This window comes from Ramlibacter sp. 2FC (assembly GCF_005503345.1).
Lineage (GTDB): Bacteria > Pseudomonadota > Gammaproteobacteria > Burkholderiales > Burkholderiaceae_C > SCMQ01.
Map to the genome: position 1 here is coordinate 1 of NZ_SCMM01000015.1, position 25,106 is coordinate 25,106.

At 66.6% G+C, this 25,106-nt stretch carries 22 protein-coding genes, 2 tRNA genes and 1 riboswitch; of the genes, 14 read left to right on the top strand and 10 right to left on the bottom strand.

What is annotated here, in order from left to right:
• From FFS10_RS08520 to FFS10_RS08530, 3 genes are all read right to left on the bottom strand, one after another.
• A partial coding sequence (locus FFS10_RS08520) for a DUF3106 domain-containing protein (RefSeq protein WP_137893547.1) occupies positions 1-607 on the bottom strand: 607 nt, incomplete at its 3' end.
• Positions 608-612: 5 nt separating this feature from the next.
• Entirely contained in the window at positions 613-1,059 is a 447-nt protein-coding gene (locus FFS10_RS08525) for a DUF3619 family protein (protein ID WP_137893549.1), read from the bottom strand.
• Positions 1,056-1,622 (bottom strand): RNA polymerase sigma factor, encoded by a 567-nt coding sequence (locus tag FFS10_RS08530; RefSeq protein ID WP_137893551.1) that lies wholly within the window; start codon positions 1,620-1,622, stop codon positions 1,056-1,058. Before FFS10_RS08530 ends, FFS10_RS08525 begins: the two co-directional genes overlap by 4 nt.
• 306 nt (positions 1,623-1,928) lie before the next feature.
• On the opposite strand from FFS10_RS08530, the gene FFS10_RS08535 reads away from it, so the two are divergent.
• The 6 genes from FFS10_RS08535 (at position 1,929) to pbpG (ending at position 9,346) form a co-directional block, all read left to right on the top strand.
• Positions 1,929-3,707: an acetolactate synthase 3 catalytic subunit gene (locus tag FFS10_RS08535; RefSeq protein WP_137893553.1), complete on the top strand. Its 1,779-nt coding sequence runs from the start codon at positions 1,929-1,931 to the stop codon at positions 3,705-3,707.
• Positions 3,708-3,828: 121 nt separating this feature from the next.
• Positions 3,829-4,320: an acetolactate synthase small subunit gene (gene ilvN / locus FFS10_RS08540; RefSeq protein WP_137893555.1), complete on the top strand. Its 492-nt coding sequence runs from the start codon at positions 3,829-3,831 to the stop codon at positions 4,318-4,320.
• Between the two features lie 127 nt (positions 4,321-4,447).
• Entirely contained in the window at positions 4,448-5,464 is a 1,017-nt protein-coding gene (ilvC, locus tag FFS10_RS08545) for a ketol-acid reductoisomerase (RefSeq protein ID WP_137893557.1), read from the top strand.
• Between the two features lie 141 nt (positions 5,465-5,605).
• Positions 5,606-6,421, top strand: a complete 816-nt coding sequence (gene pssA / locus FFS10_RS08550) for a CDP-diacylglycerol--serine O-phosphatidyltransferase (protein WP_137893559.1) — start codon at positions 5,606-5,608, stop codon at positions 6,419-6,421.
• A gap of 222 nt (positions 6,422-6,643) precedes the next feature.
• Positions 6,644-8,182 (top strand): 2-isopropylmalate synthase, encoded by a 1,539-nt coding sequence (locus tag FFS10_RS08555; protein WP_137893561.1) that lies wholly within the window; start codon positions 6,644-6,646, stop codon positions 8,180-8,182.
• 129 nt (positions 8,183-8,311) lie between these two features.
• Positions 8,312-9,346, top strand: a complete 1,035-nt coding sequence (pbpG, locus tag FFS10_RS08560; protein WP_502702711.1) for a D-alanyl-D-alanine endopeptidase — start codon at positions 8,312-8,314, stop codon at positions 9,344-9,346.
• A gap of 12 nt (positions 9,347-9,358) precedes the next feature.
• On the opposite strand, the gene FFS10_RS08565 is transcribed toward pbpG, so the two are convergent.
• The 3 genes from FFS10_RS08565 to aat form a co-directional block, all read right to left on the bottom strand.
• The gene (locus FFS10_RS08565) at positions 9,359-10,174 is read right to left on the bottom strand and encodes an IclR family transcriptional regulator (RefSeq protein ID WP_137893563.1); all 816 of its coding nucleotides are present in this window, start codon (positions 10,172-10,174) and stop codon (positions 9,359-9,361) included.
• A gap of 81 nt (positions 10,175-10,255) precedes the next feature.
• Positions 10,256-11,008, bottom strand: a complete 753-nt coding sequence (locus FFS10_RS08570) for an arginyltransferase (RefSeq protein ID WP_137893565.1) — start codon at positions 11,006-11,008, stop codon at positions 10,256-10,258.
• Entirely contained in the window at positions 11,005-11,766 is a 762-nt protein-coding gene (gene aat / locus FFS10_RS08575) for a leucyl/phenylalanyl-tRNA--protein transferase (RefSeq protein ID WP_137893567.1), read from the bottom strand. The genes FFS10_RS08570 and aat overlap by 4 nt, the downstream gene beginning before the upstream one ends.
• A gap of 158 nt (positions 11,767-11,924) precedes the next feature.
• On the opposite strand from aat, the gene FFS10_RS08580 reads away from it, so the two are divergent.
• Positions 11,925-13,043 (top strand): TGL-type protein-glutamine gamma-glutamyltransferase, encoded by a 1,119-nt coding sequence (locus FFS10_RS08580; RefSeq protein ID WP_137893569.1) that lies wholly within the window; start codon positions 11,925-11,927, stop codon positions 13,041-13,043.
• A 14-nt stretch (positions 13,044-13,057) separates the two neighbouring features.
• Here FFS10_RS08580 and FFS10_RS08585 read toward each other — a convergent pair whose 3' ends face one another.
• The 3 genes from FFS10_RS08585 to FFS10_RS08595 form a co-directional block, all read right to left on the bottom strand.
• Complete coding sequence (locus FFS10_RS08585; protein WP_137893571.1) at positions 13,058-13,243, bottom strand: hypothetical protein; 186 nt, start codon at positions 13,241-13,243, stop codon at positions 13,058-13,060.
• Between the two features lie 164 nt (positions 13,244-13,407).
• A tRNA-Asn gene (locus FFS10_RS08590) sits at positions 13,408-13,483 on the bottom strand.
• A 27-nt stretch (positions 13,484-13,510) separates the two neighbouring features.
• A tRNA-Asn gene (locus FFS10_RS08595) sits at positions 13,511-13,586 on the bottom strand.
• A 126-nt stretch (positions 13,587-13,712) separates the two neighbouring features.
• Positions 13,713-13,817, top strand: a riboswitch (TPP riboswitch).
• A gap of 63 nt (positions 13,818-13,880) precedes the next feature.
• Between FFS10_RS08595 and thiC the strand changes: the two genes are divergently transcribed.
• Genes thiC through thiD form a run of 5 tightly spaced genes read left to right on the top strand, consistent with a single transcriptional unit; the run spans position 13,881 to position 19,628 of the window.
• Positions 13,881-15,764: a phosphomethylpyrimidine synthase ThiC gene (gene thiC / locus FFS10_RS08600; protein WP_137893573.1), complete on the top strand. Its 1,884-nt coding sequence runs from the start codon at positions 13,881-13,883 to the stop codon at positions 15,762-15,764.
• 10 nt (positions 15,765-15,774) lie between these two features.
• Entirely contained in the window at positions 15,775-16,920 is a 1,146-nt protein-coding gene (locus tag FFS10_RS08605; protein ID WP_171016047.1) for an FAD-dependent oxidoreductase, read from the top strand.
• Complete coding sequence (gene thiS / locus FFS10_RS08610) at positions 16,917-17,147, top strand: sulfur carrier protein ThiS (protein ID WP_137893575.1); 231 nt, start codon at positions 16,917-16,919, stop codon at positions 17,145-17,147. Before FFS10_RS08605 ends, thiS begins: the two co-directional genes overlap by 4 nt.
• Positions 17,148-17,181: 34 nt before the next feature.
• Positions 17,182-18,012 (top strand): thiazole synthase, encoded by an 831-nt coding sequence (locus tag FFS10_RS08615; RefSeq protein ID WP_137893577.1) that lies wholly within the window; start codon positions 17,182-17,184, stop codon positions 18,010-18,012.
• On the top strand, positions 18,009-19,628 hold the full coding sequence (gene thiD, locus FFS10_RS08620; RefSeq protein WP_137893579.1) for a bifunctional hydroxymethylpyrimidine kinase/phosphomethylpyrimidine kinase: 1,620 nt from the start codon (positions 18,009-18,011) through the stop codon (positions 19,626-19,628). Before FFS10_RS08615 ends, thiD begins: the two co-directional genes overlap by 4 nt.
• Before the next feature lie 4 nt (positions 19,629-19,632).
• On the opposite strand, the gene FFS10_RS08625 is transcribed toward thiD, so the two are convergent.
• Complete coding sequence (locus FFS10_RS08625; RefSeq protein WP_137893581.1) at positions 19,633-21,108, bottom strand: sigma 54-interacting transcriptional regulator; 1,476 nt, start codon at positions 21,106-21,108, stop codon at positions 19,633-19,635.
• A gap of 175 nt (positions 21,109-21,283) precedes the next feature.
• On the opposite strand from FFS10_RS08625, the gene FFS10_RS08630 reads away from it, so the two are divergent.
• The gene (locus FFS10_RS08630; RefSeq protein WP_137893583.1) at positions 21,284-22,084 is read left to right on the top strand and encodes a ceramidase domain-containing protein; all 801 of its coding nucleotides are present in this window, start codon (positions 21,284-21,286) and stop codon (positions 22,082-22,084) included.
• A gap of 95 nt (positions 22,085-22,179) precedes the next feature.
• Positions 22,180-25,092 (top strand): WD40 repeat domain-containing protein, encoded by a 2,913-nt coding sequence (locus tag FFS10_RS08635; RefSeq protein ID WP_137893584.1) that lies wholly within the window; start codon positions 22,180-22,182, stop codon positions 25,090-25,092.
• Positions 25,093-25,106 lie beyond the last annotated feature (14 nt).

Here is a 25,106-nt window from a genome sequence, read left to right on the forward strand (position 1 = left end):
GGGGCGGCAGGCGCGGCAGCAAGGTGTTCTGGTGCACCAGCTGGGGCGGGATGGCAGTGCCGGGGGTCTCGTTCCTGCGTGCAGCAGACCTGGCCTCGGGCGGCAGCGCCAGCTTTTGCGGCGGCACGGGCCTGACCGCCAGGGCGGCGCCGGCCGGCTTGGCCGTGCGCGAGGCCAGCTTGTGCCTTTCCTCGGGGCTCAGGGCTTGGTAGGCCTCCCATTTGGCCTTCTTCTCGTCCGCCGGCAACTTGCGGGTCTCGGCAAAGTTCAGCCGCGCCTGGCTGCGCTGCAGGGGGCTCAGCGCGGCCCACTCGGTCATGCGGCTGTGCAGCGTGTCCTGCTCGGCCGGTGACATGGCGGCGAAGTTCCTGGACAGGGCCAGCCACTTGCGCTGCTGCTGGTCGCTCAGGCTGTTCCAGGTGCCGGCGAGCGGCCTGAGGGCCTGCTTCTGTCCGGCGCTCAGCGCATTCCACCCCGGCGCCGGCTTGACCGATGCGCCGGGCCCCGCTGCGGCCGAGGCGGGTTTGGCCGGCGGCACGGGCTGGGCCGCGGCCAGGCCCGAGGCCAGCGCCAGGGCAGCCAGACAGGCGAGCAGCGGCGCAGGCATGGGCCTCAGGGCTCCGTGCGGGCTTGTGCGGCCGGGCCGGCGACCTTGATGAACTGCAGGAAGCCGGGGTCGGTATAGGCGTCTGGGGGCAAGTCGTCGGTCAGCAGGGCGGCATCGACATCCGCCATTTCGCGGGCGCGGTCGTCGTCCTGGACCAGGTTGATGGCAAACAGGCCGGCGGCCAGGGCGATCAATGGCAGCAGGGCGCCGAGCCGGCTCCACAGATTGAGGCCCTCGTCACCCAGGGTCAGCGTGGCGCCGCCACCGGAGAGAGCGACTTCGGAGGCCGTCCTGGTCTTCATCAGCTTGCGGCGGGCCAGCGCCTGCATGCGGGCCGCACGCAGGCGTTCGGAGATCTCGTAGGGCAGGTTCTGGCTGCCTTCGCTCAGGCGGGCGGCCAGTCTCAGTGCGTAGCGGTCTTGCTGCGATTCAGCGGGGTGTCGATTCGTCATGGCTGTATTCCCTTGGCCTTCAGTGCTTTGCTGAGGGCCTGGACTGCCCGCGAACAGTGCGTTTTGACGCTCCCTTCCGAGCAGCCCATCGCCGCCGCTGTTTCGGCAACGTCCATTTCCTCCCAGTAACGCATCAGAAAGGCTTCCCGTTGACGTGCTGGCAACTCCTGGATCTGCGCCTCGATCTCCCGCAGAGTCTGCTGGCGCCTTGTGCTGTCTTCCGCGCTTTCCACGCGCTCTGAGTCGTCTGCGCCCGCAAAAGTTTCCAGCAAGTCGAATTCTCCGTCATCCGACGCCGATTCGAAGTCGCTCAGGTTGGAAAAAAGCGCGTTGCGCGTCTTCTGGCGCCGAAACCAGTCCAGGATGCAGTTGGACAGGATGCGCTGGAACAGCATGGGCAGTTCGGCGGCGGGCTTGTCGCCGTAATGCTCGGCGAGCTTCATCATGCTGTCCTGCACGATGTCCAGGGCGGCTTCTTCCTCGCGAACGTGGTACACGCATCGCTTGTAGGCCCGTTTCTCGACACTCTTGAGGAAGTCGGAGAGTTCTTGTTCGGTTGCCAAGTGCGTGTGAGGCCTTGTGGTGGGCGGAAATGGTCTGCCACTCGGGGCGGCGGTGGACAAGCCGGTGCCGGGAAGGGATTTTTGGTCGCGGATTATGGCATTTCGGGCCCGCTTTCCGCGGGCTTTGATCATTTGGCATGCCGCAGTGCGATAATGCGCGCTGCAAATCTAAAAGCAAACGGGTCACGGTCCGGCGGAGCAAGCAGCACGCCCATGGCCTTGGCCTCAAGTCCCGACGCAACTTCACAAGAGTCAGGCGAAGGGGCACCCAAGGTTTTTCGTCAGAGAAATTCGCAAAGGTTGAACATGGAAATCTCCAAAGCCGAAGTGGCATCCGCCGCAGCCGCCTCCGCAGCTCACGCCTCGCAGGAGCTTCGTGGCGCGGAAATCCTCGTCAAGGCCCTGCAGGCCGAGAACGTCAAGTTCGTCTGGGGCTACCCCGGCGGAGCGGTGCTCCACATCTACGACGCTTTCTACAAGCAGGACACTATCCAGCACGTGCTGGTGCGCCACGAGCAGGCGGCCGTGCACGCCGCCGACGGCTATGCGCGTGCCACGGGCGACGTGGGCGTGGCCCTGGTGACCTCGGGCCCCGGCGTCACCAACGCGGTGACCGGCATCGCCACGGCGTTCATGGACAGCATCCCTATGGTCATCATCACCGGGCAGGTGCCGACGCCGGCGATCGGCCTGGACGCCTTCCAGGAGTGCGACACCGTGGGCATCACGCGCCCCATCGTGAAGCACAACTTCCTGGTCAAGGACGTGCGCCAGCTCGCCGAGGTGATGAAGAAGGCCTTCCACATCGCCCGCAGCGGCCGTCCTGGCCCCGTGGTGGTGGACATTCCCAAGGACGTGTCCTTCCACAAGACCGCCTACGCCGGCTACCCCGAGTCGGTCACCATGCGCTCCTACAACCCGGTGCGCAAGGGCCATGGTGGCCAGATTCGCAAGGCGCTGCAGCTGCTGATGTCGGCCAAGCGGCCCTACATCTACACCGGCGGCGGCGTGCTGCTGGGCAACGCCACGCAGGAGCTGCGCACCCTGGTGGACCTGCTGGGCTACCCGGTGACCAACACGCTGATGGGCCTGGGCGCCTATCCGGCGACCGACCGCAGATTCCTCGGCATGCTGGGCATGCACGGCACCATCGAAGCCAACAACGCCATGCAGAACTGCGACGTGCTGCTGGCCGTGGGGGCGCGCTTCGACGACCGGGTGATCGGCAACCCCAAGCACTTCGCGCAGAACGAGCGCAAGATCATCCACGTCGACATCGACCCCTCGAGCATCTCCAAGCGCGTCAAGGTCGACATCCCCATTGTCGGCGACGTCAAGGACGTGCTTTCCGAGCTGATCTCGATGATCAAGGAGTCCGGCGCCAAGCCCGATGCGAACGCGCTGGCGGGCTGGTGGGAAGCGATCGAGGGCTGGCGCAAGCGCGACTGCCTCAAGTACGACCGCGCCAACCAGGATGTCATCAAGCCGCAGTACGTGATCGAGACGCTGTGGAACATGACCCGCGACGCCGATACCTACGTTACCTCCGACGTGGGTCAGCACCAGATGTGGGCCGCGCAGTACTACAAGTTCAACGAGCCGCGCCGCTGGATCAACTCGGGCGGCCTGGGCACCATGGGCGTGGGCATTCCCTACGCCATGGGCATCAAGCTGGCCAAGCCGGACAGCGAGGTCTACTGCGTGACCGGCGAAGGCTCGGTGCAGATGTGCATCCAGGAGCTATCGACCTGCCTGCAGTACAACACGCCGATCAAGATCCTGTCGCTCAACAACCGCTACCTGGGCATGGTGCGCCAGTGGCAGGAGATCGAGTACTCCGGCCGCTACAGCCACAGCTACATGGACGCGCTGCCCAATTTCGTGAAGCTGGCCGAGGCCTATGGCCATGTCGGCATGCTGATCGAGCGTCCGCAGGACGTCGAGCCCGCGCTGCGCGAGGCGCGCCGGCTCAAGGACCGCACGGTGTTCATGGACTTCCGTACCGACCCCACCGAGAACGTGTTCCCGATGGTGCAGGCCGGCAAGGGCATCACCGAGATGCTGCTCGGCGCCGAGGACCTGTAAGACACCCGGACCAGGTCCGGGGATCGGGCCTGATTTTCACCTCAACACCTGACGAATCTATTGCCTGCCGAGCCCGCGCATTACCGTGTGCGGGGGAGGGCAGCGAAAAGAGGAATCTCACATGAAACACATCATCGCCGTCCTGCTCGAGAACGAGGCAGGCGCATTGTCCCGAGTGGTCGGCCTGTTCTCTGCGCGCGGCTACAACATCGAGTCGCTGACCGTGGCGCCGACCGAGGATCCCAGCCTCTCCCGTATGACGATACAGACCACCGGCTCGGACGACGTGATCGAGCAGATCACCAAGCACCTGAACCGGCTGATCGAAGTCGTGAAGGTGGTGGACCTGACCGAGGGCGCCTACATCGAGCGCGAGCTCATGATGGTCAAGGTGCGCGCCGTCGGCAAGGAGCGCGAGGAGATGAAGCGCATGGCGGACATCTTCCGCGGCCGCGTCATCGACGTGACCGAGAAGAGCTACACCATCGAGCTGACGGGCGACCAGTCCAAGAACGACGCTTTCCTGGAAGCGATCGACCGCAGCGCGATCCTGGAGACCGTGCGCACCGGCTCCAGCGGCGTCGGCCGCGGTGAGAGAATACTGCGCGTTTGATTTTCACGGTTCGGGCGCGTTTTGGCGGGCTCGACGCGACCGAACCTTTGCATGGCGATTGTTGACAAGCGTTCGCCCTGAGCCTGTCGAAGGGCGATTTCGCCAACCCCATTCATCGGAGAACAGCATGAAGGTTTTTTACGACAAAGATTGTGACCTGAGCCTGATCAAGGGCAAGACCGTGGCCATCATCGGCTACGGTTCGCAAGGCCACGCCCACGCCCAGAACCTGAACGACAGCGGCGTCAAGGTGGTGGTCGGCCTGCGCAAGGGCGGCGCCTCCTGGCCCAAGGTCGAGAAGGCCGGCCTGCAGGTCGCCGAGGTCGCCGACGCCGTGAAGGCCGCCGACGTGGTCATGATCCTGCTGCCCGACGAGCAGATCGCCAATGTCTACAAGAACGACGTGGCGCCCAACATCAAGCAAGGCGCCTCGCTGGCCTTCGCCCACGGCTTCAACGTGCACTACGGCTTCGTGCAGCCGCGTGCCGACCTCGACGTCTGGATGGTCGCGCCCAAGGCCCCTGGCCACACCGTGCGCAGCACCTACGCCCAGGGCGGCGGCGTGCCCCACCTCGTGGCCGTGCACCAGGACAAGTCGGGCAAGGCGCGTGACTTGGCCCTGTCCTACGCCATGGCCAACGGCGGCGGCAAGGCCGGCATCATCGAGACCAACTTCCGCGAAGAGACCGAGACCGACCTGTTCGGCGAGCAGGCCGTGCTGTGCGGCGGCACCGTCGAGCTGATCAAGGCGGGCTTCGAGACCCTGGTCGAGGCCGGCTATGCGCCCGAGATGGCCTACTTCGAGTGCCTGCACGAGCTCAAGCTCATCGTCGACCTGATCTATGAAGGCGGCATCGCCAACATGAACTACTCGATCTCCAACAACGCGGAATACGGCGAGTACGTGACCGGCCCGCGCGTGGTGACCGAGGCCACCAAGGACGCGATGCGCCAGTGCCTCAAGGACATCCAGACCGGTGAATACGCCAAGAGCTTCGTGCTGGAGAACGCCGCCGGCGCGCCCACGCTGATCAGCCGCCGCCGCCTGAACGCCGAGCACCAGATCGAGGTGGTCGGCGCCAAGCTGCGCGCCATGATGCCCTGGATCGCCAAGAACAAGCTGGTCGACCAGACCCGCAACTGATCCTGCCCCAGGCAGTCGCAAAGGCCACTTCGGTGGCCTTTGTCTTTTGGGTCGGCAGCGCGACTCGCTTACACTGCTGCTCCCCGCCTCGCGAGTCGTCGCCTCGGCGGCACAAGCCATATCGACGAACAGGTTTTTCTTATGCACGACGGGACCGAGTCCGATCACGAAGCCCAGGAGGGCATTGCGGTGCGCAAGCGCCGCAAGGGCATCTACATCCTGCCCAACCTGTTCACGCTGGCGGCGCTGTTCGGCGGTTTCTACGCCGTCGTGATGGCCATGAACGGCCGTTTCGACATGGCCGCGGTGGGCGTGTTCAGCGCCATGGTGCTCGACAGCCTGGACGGCCGGGTCGCGCGCATGACCAACACGCAAAGTGCCTTCGGCGAGCAGATGGACTCGCTGTCCGACATGGTGTCGTTCGGCGCCGCGCCGGCCCTGATTGCCTACGAATGGGCGCTCAAGGGCCTGGGGCGCTGGGGTTGGATCGCGGCCTTCGTCTACTGCGCCTGCGCGGCGCTGCGTCTGGCGCGCTTCAACGTCAACACTGCCGTGGTCGACAAGCGCTGGTTCCAGGGCCTGCCTTCGCCGGCGGCGGCGGCCCTGGTGACGGGGTTCATCTGGATCATGACCGAGGCCGAGATCCGCGGCCCGGAGGTGGCTTGGCCGACGTTCGCGCTGGCCCTGTATGCAGGCCTGACCATGGTGACCAACGTGCCGTTCTACAGCTTCAAGGACGTGCACATGAAAAAGAGCGTGCCGTTCGCCGTCATCGTGCTGATTGCGCTGGGCATCGCCGTGATCAACATCCACCCGCCCACCGTGCTGTTCGGCCTGTTCGTGGTCTATGGCCTGAGCGGCTACGTGGTCTACGGCTGGCGCAAGACCAAGGGGCTGCAGACCAGCGTGATCAGCACCTCGACCGAGGAGCCCGACGAGCGGGGCCTCCACAAGTGATGGCCGGGCTCTCGAGGTGCGATGCCCGGCTGGCCGGGAACTGTGCTACATTTATTTTCATGGAAAAGATTTCGCTGGCCCTACTCCTGCTATCGCCACACGGGCGGAGACAGTAGCGCGCGCGCACCATTTCCACAAAGGCCCGTATGCACCCGCAGCGGGCCTTTTGTTTTGCAGGGCTGGTTTCCAGGTTGCGGGATTCGATGAAACAGGAGAAATCACATGGCTGACAAATTGATCATTTTCGACACCACCTTGCGTGACGGCGAGCAGTCTCCGGGCGCGTCCATGACCCGCGACGAGAAGCTGCGCATCGCCCGCCAGCTCGAGCGCCTGCGCGTGGACGTGATCGAGGCCGGCTTCGCGGCCAGCTCCAACGGTGATTTCGAGGCGGTGCAGGCCATCGCCCACGCCATCAAGGACTCCACCATCTGCTCGCTGTCGCGCGCCAACGACCGTGACATTTCGCGGGCGGCCGAGGCCCTCAAGGGGGCCAACAGCGCGCGCATTCACACCTTCATCGCGACCTCGCCGCTGCATATGGAGAAGAAGCTGCGCATGACGCCCGAGCAGGTGTTTGAGCAGGCCAAACAGTCGGTGCGCTTTGCGCGCAACCTGGTGGCGGACGTGGAGTTCAGTCCCGAGGACGGCTACCGCAGCGACCCGGATTTCCTGTGCCGCGTGCTGGAGGCGGTGATCGCCGAGGGCGCCACTACCATCAACGTGCCCGACACCGTGGGCTACGCCGTTCCGGAGCTCTACGGCAACTTCATCAAGCAGCTCCGCGAGCGCATCCCCAACTCGGACAAGGCCATCTGGTCGGTGCACTGCCACAACGATCTGGGCATGGCCGTGGCCAATTCGCTGGCCGGCGTCAAGATCGGTGGTGCGCGCCAGGTCGAATGCACGATCAACGGCCTGGGCGAGCGGGCTGGCAATTGCTCGCTCGAGGAAGTGGTCATGGCGGTGAAGACGCGCAAGGACTACTTCGGCCTGGAGGTGGGCATCGACACCCGGCACATCGTGGCGGCCAGCCGCATGGTCAGCCAGACCACCGGCTTCGTGGTCCAGCCCAACAAGGCCGTGGTCGGCGCCAACGCCTTCGCCCATGCCTCGGGCATCCACCAGGATGGCGTGCTCAAGGCGCGCGACACCTACGAGATCATGCGTGCCGAGGATGTGGGCTGGTCAGCCAACAAGATCGTGCTGGGCAAGCTCAGCGGCCGCAATGCCTTCAAGCAGCGCCTGCAGGAGTTGGGCGTGCAGCTCGAGAGCGAGAGCGACGTCAACCACGCGTTCGCCAAGTTCAAGGAGCTGGCCGACCGCAAGAGCGAGATCTTCGACGAGGACATCCTGGCCCTGGTCAGCGAGGAGCATTCGGCCGGCGAGGACGAGAGCTACGGCTTCGTGTCCCTGGCCCAGCACAGCGAGACGGGGGAGCGGCCTCACGCGGCCATCGTCTTCACCGTGGACGGCAAGGAGGTGCGCGGCGAATCCGACGGCAACGGGCCGGTCGATGCCTCGCTCAAGGCCATCGAGTCGCATGTGCAAAGCGGGGCCGAGATGGTGCTGTACTCGGTGAACGCGATCAGCGGGTCGACGGAAAGCCAGGGCGAGGTGACCGTGCGCCTGCAAAACAGCGGCCGGGTGGTCAACGGCGTGGGTGCCGACCCCGACATCGTGGTGGCCTCGGCCAAGGCTTATCTGAGTGCGCTCAACAAGTTACAGAGCAAAGCTGACAGAGTGGCTGCACAAGGCTAGGGTTAACACCTATAATTACGGGCTGCAATTAGAAAAACCGCGCAAGTGATTGATATTGCGCGGTTTTTTTAGTTTGGATACACTTCGCTTGTGTCATTCGCCTACCGAGGTCAGCAAATGTTAACTAATATGGTTCTTGTGAAACATCTCGCTGTCCGTCGCTTGCTTCAATTCATGGTGGTGTCGGCCGTCTGCTCGACCCTGCTGGCTTTCAACGCCGAGGCGGCCCAGCGCAAGCGGGTGAGCGTGAAGAAGCCCGTGGCCACCGCATCCGCCAAGAGCGTGCGCAAGGCCGTGCCCGTGACGCGGCGGGTCCGCAATGCCGTCTCCGCCTCGCGTGCCGAACCCGCGCGGCTGTCGTATGGCCAGCTCGCCGGCCTGCACGCGACCCAGGACCCGCTCGACCTCAAGTCCAGCGTCGCCCTGGTGATCGACCAGGATACCCGCGAGGTGTTGCTGAGCAAGAACGACCATGCGGTGCTGCCGATCGCCTCGCTCACCAAGCTCATGACGGGCCTGATCGTCAGCGAGGCCAAGCTGCCGCTGGACGAAATGATCACCATCACCCAGGACGACGTGGACACCGAAAAAGGCAGCAGCTCCCGCCTGCGGGTCGGCTCCTCGCTCAGCCGCGGCGAGCTGCTGCATCTGGCGCTGATGTCCAGCGAGAACCGGGCGGCCCATGCCCTGGGCCGCACCTACCCGGGTGGCCTGTCCACCTTCGTGGCGCAAATGAACGTGCGCGCCAAGGCCCTGGGCATGAAGGACACGCGCTACGTGGAGCCGACCGGCCTGTCGAGCCAGAACCAGTCCAGCGCCAGCGATCTGGCGACGCTGGTGGCCGCGGCCTACAACGATTCCATGCTGCGCGAGCTGTCCACCTCGCCGGGTCACGAGGTCGAGGTGGGCAACCGCACGCTGCAGTTCAACAACACCAACCGCCTCGTCAAGAGCCCGCAGTGGGACATCGGCCTGCAGAAGACCGGCTACATCTCCGAGGCCGGCCAGTGCCTGGTCATGCAGGCCAGGGTGGCGGGGCGCAAGCTCATCATGGTGTTCCTCGACTCGGCCGGCAAGTTCAGCCGCCTCGGCGATGCCGAGCGCGTGCGACGCTGGGTCGAAACCAGTTCTTCGGTCTCAGCCGCCGCGCGCGTCAGCGGCTGATCCTCCCGCGCTTCATGCGGCGTCCCGGTGCTGTTGCGCCGAGGAAGGTGCCGTGGCTTTGCAGCCCAGGGCGGCCGAGATCTCGTTCGCGGTCGTCTGCAGCTTGGGCAGCCAGCTCTCGTCGAGCCGGTCTGCCGGCGCCGAAATCGACAGGCCGGCGACTAGCTTCCCTTGATCGTCGTAGATGCCGGCAGCCATGCAGCGCACGCCGAGCTCCAGTTCCTCGTTGTCGCGCGCGATGCCGTACTGCCGGGCCTTGGCCAATTCCCGCTCGAGCACCGGCAGTTGCGTGATGCTGTTGCGCGTGTGGCCGCTCAGGCCGGTGCGCGTCGCGTAGGCGCGCACCCGTTGCGGGTCGTCGGCCGCGAGGAAGAGCTTGCCCACCGAGGTCAGGTGCAGGGGGGCGCGTCCGCCGATGGCGCGCACCACCTGCATGCCCGAACGCTCGCTGTAGGCGCGCTCGATGTAGACGATCTCGTCTCCCTGGCGCATGCTGAGGTTGACCGGTTGCTGGGTGAGCTTGTGCAACTCGCGCATCGGCGCCAGCGCGGCATCGCGCACGTTCAGCCGCCCCTTGACCAGGTTGCCCAGTTCCAGCAGGCGCATGCCCAGGCGGTAGCTGCCCGCCTCGGGGCGGTCGACGAAGCGGCCGGTGGCCAGGTCGTTCAGGATGCGGTGCGTGGTCGACGGATGCAGGCCGGTCTTCTCGCTGATCTCCTTCAGCGAGATGGCCTCCTCGCGCGAGGCCAGCACGTCGATCAGCGCGAACATGCGCTCGATGACCTGGATGGTGGGCGTTGCCGGGAGATTGGGGTCTGACTTGCGCATGTTCCGATTTTGTCTGGTTTCACTAGATTTTATCTTGTGAAATCGATTGGTGCCATCGCTGGCCCCAGCGCATGCCGGCCGTCAGCGTCTGCCCACCTTGGGGCCAGGAATCCAGCGCCCATCGCTCAGTGTCTCGAAGGGCTGGAAATGCTGCTTGTAGCGCATCTTGTCGCTCTCGGCGATCCAATAACCCAGGTACAGGTGGGGCAGGCCCAGTTGCCGGGCCTGCTCGATCTGCCACAGCACGCTGTAGGTGCCGTAACTGGCCCGGGCGTCGGGTTCGTAGAAGGTGTAGACGGCCGAGATGCCGTCGTCGAGCACGTCGAGGATGCTGACCATGCGCAATGCGCCGGCGCGTCCGTCCCCAGCCGGTTCGCGGAACTCGACCAGGCGCGAGTTCACGCGGCTTTGCAGCAGGAATTGCGTGTACTGGTCGATGCTGTCGTGGTCCATGCCGCCTCCGGCATGGCGTCCCGTCTGGTAGCGCAGGTAGAGCTGGTAGTGTTCGGGCACGAAGCAGAGTTTGAGCACGCGCGCCTGCAACTGCTGGTGGCGGACCAGCGCCCGGCGCTGGCTGCGATCGGGCTGGAACTCGGCGACCTTGACCCGCAGCGGCACGCACGCTCGGCAGCCGTCGCAGTAGGGGCGGTAAGTGAACATGCCGCTGCGCCGGAAGCCCTGGGTCACCAGCCTGGAATAGGTGTCGTTGTGGATCAGGTGGCTGGGCGTGGCCACCTGCGAGCGCGCCTGCCGGCCCGGCAGATAGCTGCAGGGGTAGGGCGCCGTGGCATAGAACTGCAGCGCCTGGAGTGGAAGGTCCTTGAGGTGCGTCACTTGGCGGCGGTCGGCGGGGGCAGGAGTTCGTTCCAGTATACGGGGTCGAAGCGCCACGCCGGCCCGGCCAGGCGGCTCTGCCGGGCCACATGGGCCACGAACTCCGCGCGCGGCATCTCCGCGGCCCCCAGCGAGGCCAGGTGCCTGGTGTTCTGCTGGCAGTCGATGCGCTGCAGGCCGTGGTGGCGGCAGAAGGCGACCAGGGCCGCCAAGGCCAGCTTGGAGCCGTCGTCCACGCTCGTGAACATGGATTCGCCGAACACCGCGCGGCCTATGGCGACGGCGTAGAGCCCCGCGAGCAAGCGACCATCCACCCAGGTTTCCACGCTGTGGGCGAAGCCGGCGGCATGCAGGTCCTCGTAGGCGTGCGCCATCTCGGGCAGGATCCAGGTGCCCGACTGGCCCAGGCGCGGGCTGGCCGCGCAGGCGCGTATGACCTTGCCGAAGGCGGTGTCGAAGCGGATCTCGCAGCGCGGGTCGGCCTTGAAGCGCTCCAGCGTCTTGCGCAGCGAACGGTGCAGTCGAAAGCGCGCGACGTCGAGCACCATGCGCGGATCGGGGCTCCACCACAGGATGGGTTGGCCGGTGCTGAACCAGGGGAAGATGCCTTGGGCATAGGCCTTGAGCAGGGTGGGCACGTCCAGGCTGCCACCGCCCGCCAACAGGCCTGGCGCCGGGCTGCCGGCATCCCAGGCTTGGGTGATCGGCGGAAAGGGCTCGCGGGGGGCAAGCCAGATGAGCGGGGCGGGGGCGTGCACGGCGACCTGTGGGCAGAGTACGCGGGGATATTATCGCCGCTTTGGGGAATCCGCCGCACATGGCGGGCGTGGGCCCTGGCCGCGCTTGGCCTTATATTGTGAGCAAATACAACATGTGGAGAGAGACGAGGCATGAGGTGTAGCAAAGGGCTCTGCCCGTGAGCGGCGGCATCGTGGTGAAGGCCACCACCCCCCAGGAGGCGGTGCGCGCCGTCGAAGCATTCATGGCCCGGATGGTCGCGCTGGGCTTGCGGCAGCATCTGCGTCTGCGCCCCGCGGAGCCGAACGCGCCCCATGCAGTGGCTTTTGCGCTGCAGGAGGCCGAGGCGCGCTGCTGGGCGCCTGGTTCGGACACCCTGCAACTGTGCGCCCGTCTGCGGCTCGACACCCGAGCCTGCGCGGACGACTTGGCGCGCGAAATCCTGCTGGCCATGCTGCTGAGCCCGTCGCCGCTGGTCTTCCCGAGTTGGGAGGAGCTCGAATCGGCCGTGCGCATGCGCCAGGCCATCGTGCAGGCGGCGCGCAGGACGGCGATGAATTTTCATACAACGCAGATCGAGCGCCCGGCCGAGGACTGGCGCTACGCGGCGGCGTCCGGCTTCACCCTGCGTGCCGGCCGGCCGTTGATCCCGGCCCTGCAGAGGGCCACGCAGCCGGCGCTTGCGACGCAGGCCTATTCTTTTTCCTGCTACCGGGCGACCGAGTACGTGATCCTGCTGGCCATTGCCCAGGAGGCCCAGCTGGTGAACCCAGGCCTGCTGTCCCGGCTGCAGCGACAGTGGGAGAGCCGCGCCATCATGTCGCGGCGCTTTCACGAGGTGTTCCTGCGCGAGCACGGTTCGCTGGAAGCGCCGCTGCCCATCACCTATTACATCCCGGGGGACCGGGTCTGGTTCCGCAACCCGGACAGCGATTCAGCCGATGTGGCCGGGTTCGAGGGCTCCTGGGTGGTGTATCTGGGCGCAGGCCAGTTTCCGAATTTCTGGCGGCGCGAGCGGCCTTACAGCCTGCTGGCAAAGTGCGTGGAGGTCTACCACTGGCGCCATGGCACTTACCGCGACGCCGCGGGCGAGTTGCAGATGGACGAGGAACGCGTGGATCAGCTGGTGGCGCAGACCCTTCAGGATCCGGCCGCACGCGAGAGGGTGTTCGAGCGCATGTTCCGCCTGCGCGACCCGGGTGGTGTCTATGCCGGTGGGGGCTGCATGGATGCGACGCGTGAGTCGCCGCGCTGGGTGCGACCCCAGACCGTCGACATCGAATTGTCCGAGGCCTGAGGCGCGTCGGGCTTTCAGGCGCCGTCGATGTCGCTGGCCTGCGGGCTTTGGATGCGGAACACGATGTCGCCGCTGGGCACATGCACCACGCGGACTTCGTCGCCGAAGCTGTTGGGCACGCATTTGGCAGCGATCGCGACGGCCATCGAGAGGTTCTTGTAGGCGTGCGCTGGTGCGCAGCGCGGCAGCAGCCGATTCATGATTGGATGCCGGCTTTCGATGCGGTACTCGTTAGATGTCACAATTTGTCTCCCATTTTCCCGAACCAACATACTCAAGAATACGCGTCCGGCGTGTCAATTCAATGACGGGTTGGTGTCTGAAAGAAACAAAGGCCTCGCGCTGTTGCGCGAGGCCTTTTGGCTGGCTCCCCGACCTGGGCTCGAACCAGGGACCTACGGATTAACAGTCCGGCGCTCTACCGACTGAGCTATCGGGGAATGTTCGGTATCGACGATGATGAGATTTGGCTCCCCGACCTGGGCTCGAACCAGGGACCTACGGATTAACAGTCCGGCGCTCTACCGACTGAGCTATCGGGGAATAGCCTTCCATTATAGAAGTTAAAAAACCCCTTTTCCGGGCTGGCCTCGAAATTTTTGTGCCTGACGCGCATTCCCGGGGGAAGGGTTCGCGCCGCTTGCGCAGCGCGCTGAAGCGGTTATCATGCAGCCTGCTCCGGGGTGCACGCTACAGGCGCGCTGAGACGGTAATTCCGAACCCGCCAACTTGATCCGGCTAGTACCGGCGTAAGGATGAGACAGTGTCATGGCCTGGCCCGCGTGCCCAACGCAGGCAAGGGGTGAACGCCGGAGTTTCCATTCACCAGGAGACCCCATGAACGCCCCTGACAAGTTCCAGCAGCTGCTGACGCTCACCCGCGAACCCTTCCCCGCCTCCACCAAATCCTTCATCCAGGGCTCGCGCGAAGACTTGCGCGTGCCGGTGCGGGACGTGCTCCTGACCAATGGCGAGACGGTGTCGCTCTACGACACCTCCGGTCCCTACACCGATCCCCAGGCCAGCATCGACGTGCGTCGCGGTCTGCCCGAGGTGCGCGCCGCCTGGATCGCCGACCGCGCCGACACCGAAACCTACCAGGGCCGCCAGCGCGTGGCGCTGGACGACGGCGCCAAGCACGAGGACCGCGACGCCGAGCGCATCGCCCAGCTGCGCGCCGAGGCCGCAGCGCTGCAGCGCCAGCCGCGCCGCGCCAAATCCGGCATGAACGTCTCGCAGATGCACTACGCGCGCAAGGGGCTGATCACGCCCGAGATGGAGTACGTGGCGCTGCGCGAGAACGGCAAGCGCGAGTGGCTGCGCGAGTACCTGGGCGATGCCTCGCGCGAGCAGCGCCTGCGCGGCAACCCCATGGGTGCGCGCATCCCCGAAATCATCACGCCCGAGTTCGTGCGCGACGAAGTGGCGCGCGGCCGCGCCATCATTCCGGCCAACATCAACCACACCGAAGTCGAGCCGATGGCGATCGGCCGCAACTTCCTGGTCAAGATCAACGCCAACATTGGCAACTCGGCCGTGACCTCGAGCATCGAGGAAGAAGTGGAGAAGCTGGTCTGGGCGATCCGCTGGGGCGCCGACAACGTGATGGACCTGTCGACCGGCAAGAACATCCACACCACGCGCGACTGGATCGTGCGCAACAGCCCGGTGCCGATCGGCACGGTGCCGATCTACCAGGCACTGGAAAAGGTCGGCGGCGTGGCCGAGGACCTGACCTGGGAAATCTTCCGCGACACCCTGATCGAGCAGGCCGAGCAGGGCGTGGACTACTTCACCATCCACGCCGGCCTGCGCCTGCCCTTCATCCACCTCACGGCCAACCGCCGCACCGGCATCGTCTCGCGCGGCGGCTCCATCATGGCCAAGTGGTGCATCGCCCACCACAAGGAGAGCTTCCTGTACGAGCACTTCGAGGACATCTGCGACATCATGAAGCAGTACGACGTGAGCTTCTCGCTCGGCGACGGCCTGCGTCCCGGCTCGGGCGCCGACGCCAACGACGAGGCCCAGTTCGCCGAGCTGCGCACCCTGGGCGAGCTCACGCAGATCGCCTGGAAGCACGACGTGCAGACCATGATCGAAGGCCCCGGCCATGTGCCCATGCACCTGATCCAGGCCAACATGGACGAGCAGCTCAAGCATTGCCACGAGGCGCCGTTCTACACCCTGGGCCCGCTGACCATCGACGTCGCGCCGGGCTACGACCACATCGCCTCGGCCATAGGCGCCGCCATGATCGGCTGGATGGGCACGGCCATGCTGTGCTACGTGACGCCCAAGGAGCACCTGGGCCTGCCGGACCGCGACGACGTCAAGCAGGGCATCATCGCCTACAAGATCGCCGCGCACGCGGCCGACGTCGCCAAGGGCCACCCGGGCGCGCGCGGGCGCGACGACGCGATTTCCAAGGCGCGCTTCGAGTTCCGCTGGCACGACCAGTTCAACCTCAGCCTGGACCCCGACACGGCGCGCGATTTCCACGACGAAACCCTGCCCAAGGACTCGAGCAAGGAGGCGCATTTCTGCTCCATGTGCGGTCCCAAGTTCTGCTCCATGAAGATCACGCAGGAGGTGCGCGAATTCGCCGCGCAGCAGGGCATGTCGGAGGAGGCGGCGCTGGCCGAGGGCATGGCGGCCAAGTCGGCCGAGTTCAAGGCCGCAGGCGGCGAGTTCTACATCCCGATCCAGCCGGCCGCCTGAGTCCGCTGCCATGAAAGCCTTGGCTATTGGCATCGCCGGCGCCGGGCTGCTGGGCCGCCTGCTGGCCTGGCGCCTGTCGGCGCTGGGGCACAGCGTCAGCGTGTTCGATCCGGCACCCGGGCCGCAGCCGCGTTTTCGCGCCGAGCTGCCGGAGGGCGCCAGCCTGCAGGCGGCGGGCTTCACCGCCGCCGGCATGCTGAGTCCCCTGGCCGAGCTCGACAACGCCGAGCCTGCGGTGGCGGCCCTGGGCTGGCGCTCGATCGCCCTGTGGCGCGGCATCGTCGCGGCCCTGCCGCAGCGGCCGTTCATGGCCGAGCGCGGCAGCCTGCTGCTGGCCCACCGGCCCGACCTGGGTGCGGCGCAGCGCGTGCTCGCGCGCCTGGCGCAGGCGACGCAGTCGCCCGTCTGGCAAGCCAGCCAGCCGGGCGGGGCGGTCCAGCCTCTGACCCCGGCCCAGCTCGCCGCGCTCGAACCTGCGGTCCAGGGCCCGGCCCATGCATGGCTGCTGCCCGGTGAGGGGCAGATCGACACCGTGGCCACGCTGATGGCTCTGCAAGCCGCGGCGCCGGCGGTCCAGTGGCACTGGAGCCGCACGGTGCGCGAGTTGCGCGAGGACGGCCGGATGCAGTTCGACGACGGCAGCCAGGCCGCCTTCGACTGGGTGGTCGACGTGCGCGGTACCGGCGCCGCGCCGCACTGGCCGCTGCGCGGCGTGCGCGGCGAGGTGGTCTGGCTGCACGCGCCCGGCCATGGCCTGCAGCGCCCGGTGCGGCTGCTGCATCCGCGCCACCGCGTCTACCTGGTGCCGCGCCCCGGCGACCTGGTGCTGGTCGGCGCCAGCGAGATCGAAAGCGAAGACCGCTCGCCGGTGTCGTTGCGCAGCGCGGTCGAGCTCATGGCCGCGGCCCACAGCGTGGTGCCGGCCCTGGCCGAGGCGCGCATCCTTCGGCTGGACGCCAACCTGCGTCCAGCCTTGCCCGACAACGCCCCGCGCAGCGAATGGCGCGGCCGTTGCCTGCGCATCAACGGCCTGTTCCGCCACGGCTGGTTGCTGGCGCCGGCACTGGTCGACGACGCGCTGCGCGGCAGCGGCCTCAGCACGGCCGGCCTGTCCGGCCCCGTCACCATCCTCGAGCGCGAGGCGGTGAGCGCATGAACGCCCCTGTTGTTTCCACCGAAGCCAGTGTCGAGATCCTGCTCGACGGCCGGCCCAGGGTCGTGGCGGCCGGCAGCACGCTGGCGGCCCTGGTGGCCTCGCTGGGTCACGAGCCGGCCGCCGTGAGCACCGCCGTCAACGGCGACTTCGTGCCGCGCGCGCAGCGCGAGCGGCAGCTGGTCGTCGGCGACGCCGTGCTGCTGTTCCAGCCCATCGTGGGCGGCTGAGCCGTCCACCTTCAATTCCTTAGCGAGGACGCTCATGCCTGCGCCTGTTTCCACCCCTGCGCCCTCCGACCACTGGCAGGTGGGCGACGTGCTCCTGACCAGCCGCTTCCTGCTCGGCACGGCCGGCTACCCCTCGCCCCAGGTGTTGCGCGAGGCCATCCTGGCCTCGGGCACCGGCGTGGTCACCGTGGGCCTCAAGCGCCAGCTGGCCGTGGCCGGCGACAACGGTTTCGTCGCCATGATCCGCGAGGCCCTGCGCGAGACCGGCGCGCGCCTGCTGCCCAATACCGCCGGCTGCCGCAGCGCGCGCGAGGCCGTACAGCTGGCCCAGATGGCGCGCGAGCTCTACGACACGCCCTGGGTCAAGCTCGAGGTGGTGGGCGACGAGCACACCCTGCAGCCCGATCCCTTCGAGCTGCTGGTGGCCGCCGAGCAGCTGGCGCGCGATGGTTTCGTGGTGTTTCCCTACTGCACCGACGACCTTGTCACCTGCCGCCGCCTGCTCGACGTGGGCTGCCCGCTGCTGATGCCCTGGGGCGCGCCGATCGGCTCCGGCCAGGGCCTGCTCAACCCCTTCGCGCTGCGCACGCTGCGCGAGCGCCTGCCCGACACCACGCTGATCATCGACGCCGGCATAGGCGCGCCCTCGCATGCGGCGCAGGCCTTGGAGATGGGTTTCGACGCGGTGCTGCTGAATTCCGCCGTTTCGCAAGCCAGCGACCCGGTCGCCATGGCGCGCGCCTTCCGCCTCGCCGTCGAGGCCGGCCGCACTGCCCGCCTGGCCGGCGTGATGGCCAAGCAGGACTACGCCGTGGCCAGCACGCCCGTCACCGGCCACCCCTTCCTGATTGGCGGCGCGCCATGACGGGGGTTGCCCGCCCGGTGATTTGGAGCATCGCCGGCACCGACTCAGGCGGCGGCGCGGGCTTGTCCGCCGACCAGCGCGCAGCCGAGGCCTTCGGCCTGCACCTGTGCCCGGTGGTGGCCGCGGTCACGGCGCAGAACTCGGTGGCGGTCACGCGGGTGCAACCCGTCGCTCCCGAGCTGCTCGACGCGCAGCTCGCCGCCCTGGCCGAGGACCTGCCGCCGCTGGCCATCAAGACCGGCCTGCTCGGTGGGCCCGAGCAGGTGGCCGTGGTGGCGCGCTGGGTGGACCGGCTGCGCGCGCGGAGCCCGCTGGCCCTGGTCGTGGACCCCGTGCTCGGCGCCAGCACCGGCGCCGACTTCGCCAGTGCCGAGACCCTGGCGGCCTACCGCGCCGAGCTGCTGCCGCGCACCACCCTGATCACGCCCAACCGCGCCGAGGCGGCGCGCCTGCTCGGTCTGCCGGCCGCCGAAGCTCGGGACCTGCCGGCACTCGCGCGCGAATTGCTTCGTGCCGGGACCGAGGCCGTCTGCATCACCGGCGGCGACAGTACCGACCACGATGGCCTGGCGCTCGATTGGATGGCCTCGGCTGAGGCTGCCGGCTGGCTGGCCCTGCCGCGCGTGCCCACCGAGCACAGCCATGGCACGGGCTGCACCTTCGCCAGCAGCGCCGCTGCCGCCCTGGCCCTGGGCTTCGTGCCGGCCGACGCCCTGGTGCTGGCCAAGATGGCGACCACGCTGGCCCTGCGGCGCGGCTATGCGGCGGGGCAGGGGCGCGGCCCGGTCGCCGCGGCCACCGGCTTCGCCAGCGACCCGGCCCTGCTGCCCGGCCTGTCCTGGGACGAGGCCCCCGATTTCTCGCGTTGGCAGCCCAGCGCCGCTGAGTCCGCGGCGCCCGACCTCGGCCTCTACGCCATCGTCGACAGCGCAGCGCGCCTGGCCCAGGCGCTGCAGGCCGGCGTGCGCACCGTGCAGCTGCGCATCAAGACCCCGATCCAGCCCGACGCGGCCTGGCGCGCCCTGCTGTCCGAGGAGATCCGCGCCAGCGTCGCCGCTGCCCAGGCGCATGGCGCGCGACTGTTCGTCAACGACCACTGGCGCCTGGCGCGCGAGCTCGGCGCTGCGGCCGTGCACCTGGGCCAGGAAGACCTGCAGGCCCTGGGCCCGGCAGGGCGTGAGGAACTGCGCGCCAGCGGCCTGCAGCTGGGCATCAGCTCGCACAGCCTCTGGGAGCTCGCGCGCGCCCGCACTCTGGCTCCGTCTTATGTGGCCTGCGGCCCGGTCTGGCCCACGCTGACCAAGGCCATGCCCTGGCGCGCGCAGGGCCTGGACAACCTGGCTTGGTGGTGCGCCATGGCCGGCGTGCCGGTGGTGGCGATCGGCGGCATCCTGAGCGCCGAGCAGATGACCCTGGCCGCGCGCAGCGGCGCCAGCGGGGTCTGCGCGGTGCGCGTGCTGGGGGACGACCCGTCCGCCACGGTGCCTACGCTGCAGCAGGCCCTGGCGGCAGGGCGGGCCGATGCCCAGACTCTGCCGCTGCCGGCTCTGCCGCACCCGAGCCTTGCCTCGAAGTACGGCATGGTCGGGTGCCGACCCGGCGATCAACTCGAGTGAATGCTCAGGAGCCAAGAGGCGACAGGTGCTTGCGGACTGTCCTGCGGTCCAGGCCGGTTCGCTTCGCCACATCGACATAGGTCGGATAACGCCGGTGCAGCAGGGCGCAGTAGCGAGAGACCAGCTCATCGGCGCTCAGTGTGCCTGCTTGCACGGCCGCCAGGAAATCGTCGTCAGGCGTCGACACGTGCTTTCCCGGGCTCGCGTGGAACCTGCCGGTCAGCAGGATCTGGCGTACGGCCTGCTCTAGCTCCCGAACGTTGCCGGGCCATGTATACGGCTTGGGGAGATCGCGCTCGAGCGCCGACACGGCTTGATCGGTGAGCGTCGGGCTCGGCTCACCCAGCATGCGCTCGACAAGAATGCTGACCAGCTGCTCGAGCTCTCCCGGCCTCTCCTGCAAGCGGATGCGCAGTGGCGGAACAATGATGACGTCGGAGCACAAGCGGTAGAAGAGGTCATCGCGAAACCGACCTGCGGCGCGAAGCTCGGCCAGCGACCGGTTGGTGGCGCCGATCACCCTACCTTTGAATCGATTCGGCGCGTGGCTGCCGAGTGAGGAGAAGGTCCGCTCCTGCAGCACCTGCAGCAGCTTGATTTGAACCGGTGCGCTCACCTCGCCGATCTCATCGAGAAACAGCGCTCCGTGCGCGCTGCATCGCTCGAACACGCCCTTATGGTCCTGGATGGCTCCGGTAAAGGCGCCCTTCCTGTGTCCGAAGAGTTCCGACTCGATCAGGGTTTCGGGAAACTGAGACAGATTGATGGCGATGAAGGTTTTTGTGAAGTTCTCGGCAAAGCATCGGCGTGCCGGTGCGTAGGGGATGTACGAGGAGCGTCCTATGGCCATGGCTGCACTGCCCTTGCCGGTCCCTGTTTCTCCGATGAGAAGTGTAGAGAAGTCCTCCATGCGATTCCAGAGACACTGATTGAAGTTGTGCATGTCGTGGGTGAAGGTGTTGTCCCACAATGAAAGCCTCAGGCGTCGCATCGACGGACTGTCGCCGGGAAGGGAGCGATCGATGAAGTGGAAGGCGCGGCGCAGTTGGTAGAAAAACGAGAGGTAGCGCGCAATGGCATCGTCCGAGAATCCGCGCTGCCCCATGCAGGCGTAGACATCCTCGGCGAACCAGAGCTCGACGGAAGTATCGGATTCGAGTTGCCGCTCGAGCAAGCGGTCCAGGTCGTCCAGAAAACGGTGGTAGGTCAGGTACAGATGAGCCGCCTCCACGAGTTGCCTGTCTTCGCCCGAGAAATCGGTCAAGCGTGAGGGCTGATCGCGGTCGAACGCTTCCAGCCTTCGCGCGACGACAGCGCTGAGCGCGTGACGGTCCTTCTGCAACGCCGCGGTGCTCATGGACGGGACGAGGGTGTCGAGCAACTGCGCGCGCTGCTCGCTGAAGGGATTGCTGAAAACGAAGTTGTCGAAGCGATGAAAGAAATCGCGGTCGGCTGGGGTCAATGCCAGGGCGCGCTTCATGTGGGCATCCTCTGTACGTCTCGTGATCATTCAATGTATGTCATCTCCTGAGCTTTCGCACTCGCGGATTTGAATAATCCAATGTTTTCAATAGCTTGGCGCGTGGAGTCGGCATGGCACGCCTTATGCGGACGCTGTGCTCAAGTACCGCCGTTATGTTTGAAGGAGCGTGAGCATGATCACCGTCCCATATGTCGCCCGCCTGGGCACGCTGATGGCGACCGCAGCCGGACTCCTGGTCCTGCCGTTCCTGTTGCCCACATCAACCCAGTCCACCAGCTACCATGATTTTTCAGACCAGCGATCGCTGTTCGGCATGGCGAATTTCCTCGACGTGATGAGCAATTTGCCCTTCGTGGCCATCGGGGTGAGCGGACTGGTTTTTCTGTCGGCTGATGGGCGCTGCAGATCCGCTTTTCGCAACCAGACAGAGCGCTGGCCTTATCTGCTGTTCTTCCTGGGCGTGGCGCTGACGGGCGCAGGCTCGTCCTACTACCACCTAGCCCCGGACAACGCGCGCCTGCTATGGGACCGCCTGCCGATGACCTTGGCCTTCATGTCGCTGCTGGCGGCGACGCTCACTGAGCGCGTGGGCCCTTCTGCTGGCCTGCGCCTGCTGCTCCCTCTGATTGCCTGGGGCGTGGCGAATGCGGGCTACTGGCAGATCAGCGCCTCCTTGGGCATCGAGAACCTGACTCCTTATCTTGTCGTGCAATACGGCTGCATCACGCTGGTTCTCCTGGCCACAGCCCTGTTTCCCTCGCCCTACACGCGGGAGAACGATATTTATGTCGCGGCCCTCTGGTATCTCTTGGCCAAGGTCTTCGAGAGCTTCGATTCTCTGGTGTTTACATGGGGCGGGCTGGTCTCTGGGCACAGTCTCAAACACCTTTGTGCGGCCTGTGCTGTCTATCAGGTACTGAGAACGCTGCGAATGCGCTCAAGAAAGCAAAGCGTTTTGCATCGCAGGGCTTAGAGCCTGATTGGCGTGGGATGGCCGAATGCCTGCCTGCTCTTCGGAGAGCAGACGGCCAAGGGTCAAGTTGGCAACTCGAGTAGCGAGGTGATTTCATGACTTCGTTGCATGGAAAAAGTTCGGCCTGCCCGTCGCCGTTGTGGCGGCGCATGGGCGGCCTTCTGCTTGTGCTGGCTGTCCTGGCCGCCGTGGCGAACGGCTTGTGGTTGACGTACTTCCAGGACCAGGAGGCGCGGACCTCCTTCCAGAGACAGGCCAGGGTTCCACCGCCGACGCGATCGGATGCCTTGTTCGGTGTGGCATACGCCCCTGACGGCACGATGGTCGCTACAGGTGGCGGCGATGGGACCGTACGCCTATGGCATGCGGCGAGTTTGCTGCCATGGATGACCTTGGGCAAGCATTCCGACATGGTGTACGCCGTTGCGTTTTCGCCCGATGGAAAGACTCTGGTCTCAGGGGGGCGGGATGGGGCGCTCAAGCTCTGGGATCCCGTAGCGCGGGAGGCGCGGGCGACCCTCGAGGGACACAGAGATTCGATTCATGCGGTCGCGTTCTCTCCCGACGGCCGCCTCCTGGCCTCGGCCAGTAGAGACGGTACCGTCAAGCTCTGGGACCTGGCCCAGCGCCGGATCCGGACGAGCCTGGCAGCACACCCGGGCTATGTGTACGCGGTGGCATTCGCGCCTGATGGCCGGACCCTGGCCTCTGCAGGTCTGGACAGGGAGGTGACGCTCTGGGACGTGGCCAGCGGGATAAAGCGGATGGCCCTCAAGGGGCACCGCGGAGAGGTTCACGCTCTTGGGTTCTCCCCGGACGGCAAGACGCTGGCCACGGGGGCCTACGACGGGACCGTACGGCTCTGGGATCTCGCCAGCGGTCGGGAGCGCGCGGCTTTACCCTGCAGCTCTCCCAGGTCGCTGCTGTTTTCCCCCGACGGGCGCGCCCTGTACGTTGCGGGGCGCCAAGACGTCAAGATCTGGCAGTTGAGCAACCTCCTGAGCATCGGCACCATATCCGAGGAGGACGTGGGGTCCATGGCGCTGTCTCCCGATGGCAGGGCGCTCGTCACTGTCCACGACAGCGGCGGCCTGCGCTTGTGGGATGCCAGCGAAGGCAAGGAGCGATTCGACCCTGCTAGCCAAGCCAGCATGACGCTGTCCGGACCCTTGGGGCCGGTCGACGCGCTGGCCTTCGCACAAGACGGAAGGACCTTGGCTGCTGGGAGCTACGACGGCAGCGTGCACTTGTGGGACCCCGTCACTGGCCGCCTCGTTACCTCGCTAAGCGGTCACACTCGTGGCGTTTCGAGCCTGGCGTTCGCGCCGCACGCGAGCGTCCTGGCGACGGGAAGCTGGGATGGCACCGTGAGGCTCTGGGACGCAGTCGGCGGGCGGGAGCTTGCCGCTTTGCGAGAACACGGGGGGACGATCAGCGCTGTCGCCTTTGCGCCGGATGGCAAGATCTTGGTCGTGGCGGGTCATGACCGCCCCGTCGAACTCTGGGACGTCGCCAGCCGTCGAGTCCGCGCAACCCTGACCGGCAATTTGGTAGGTGTCAAAGCGCGCGCATCGGTTCACGCCCTGTCGCTCTCGTCGGACGGCAGAATGCTTGCGACTGCAAGCCAGGAGGACCGTACCGTATGGGTATGGGACCTCGCGGCCAATCGGGTGCACCTGATTCTTGAGGGGCATGTGAGCGGCGTCGATGGTGTCGCCTTCGCCCCGGACGGCAGGATCCTGGCGACGGCCGGCGGTCGGGACAAGACCGTGAGATTGTGGGACGCGAGATCCGGGAAGCAGTTGGCGGTTCTGCGTGGCCACACCGATGCTGTGCTGTCGGTGGCCTTCGCACCCGACGGCAAGATCCTCGCTTCGGCGGGAGCCGACCGCAGTGTGAGGTTGTGGCATGTCGCCTCCGGCAAGGAGATCCAGGCCTTGCGCGGACACGGGCGGGCGGTCATCGCAGTCGCGTTCTCGCCCGACGGACGGACCCTGGCTTCGGGCTCGACAGACACGGATGTGAAGCTGTGGGATGCAAGCCAGTGGCCCGCATGGGCTGAATCTGCCCAGGTCTACGCCGCCGGGCCGCAGCCCATGCACCACGAGGAAGGCGCCCTGGCCATCCCACGCGTGCGCTTCGCGGGGCATCGCGATGTCACCCAAGGCTCAGGTGGCCACGCCATGACCTTTGCGCCGGACGGCGGGACGCTCGCATCCACCTGTGGCGGAGCGGTAAGACTATGGGATCCCGCCACAGGTCAGCTTCGCCGCACGCTGGACCGCATCGGAAGCGTATCGTCTCTGGTTTTCAGCCCCGACGGGAGAGCCCTGGTGGTCGGGGCCTACGATCAGGACGTGAAGCTTTGGGACGTCTCGACAGGGCAGTTGCGTGCGACGCTGCGCACTGGTCAGACCCATGTCATGGCGATGGCGCCGGACGGTCGCACGCTCGCCACGGTGAGCGACGACAAGACCGCCAAGCTGTGGGACCTGGCGAGTGGGAAACTGCAAGCCACCCTCAGCGGGTCCCCGCGTTGGCGTTGGGTTACGGGCGTCGCCTTTTCGCCCGACGGCCGCACGGTGGCGATTGCGAGCGACGAAAGCGAGGTCACGCTGTGGGACATGGCCAAGCGTCGGGTGCATGGCAGGCTCCCGAGCGCTACGTCTTATCCTAAGGCCGCTTTCGCACCCGACGGCCGAACGCTGGCTATCGCGGGTGGCGCGGGCGAGGTGACTCTGTGGGATGTCGGAGCTCACCGAGTGCGCCTGAGGTTCTCAGCGACCACGGAACTGCCAGTTCCGCTGGCCTTCATTGGCGCGGAGGTCGTCATCGGCAGCAGGGACGGCAGCGTGGCCTTCTTCGATCTCTCCACCGGCCAGTTGCACGACAGGTTTCTGGCCCATGCCGCCCCCATCGTGGCCCTGGCCCTTGCTCGTGACGGTAAGACCCTGGCCACTTGCACGCGAGACGGCATCGTGGCGCTGTGGGAGATCAAGAGGCCGTGATGCGATTCGCGATT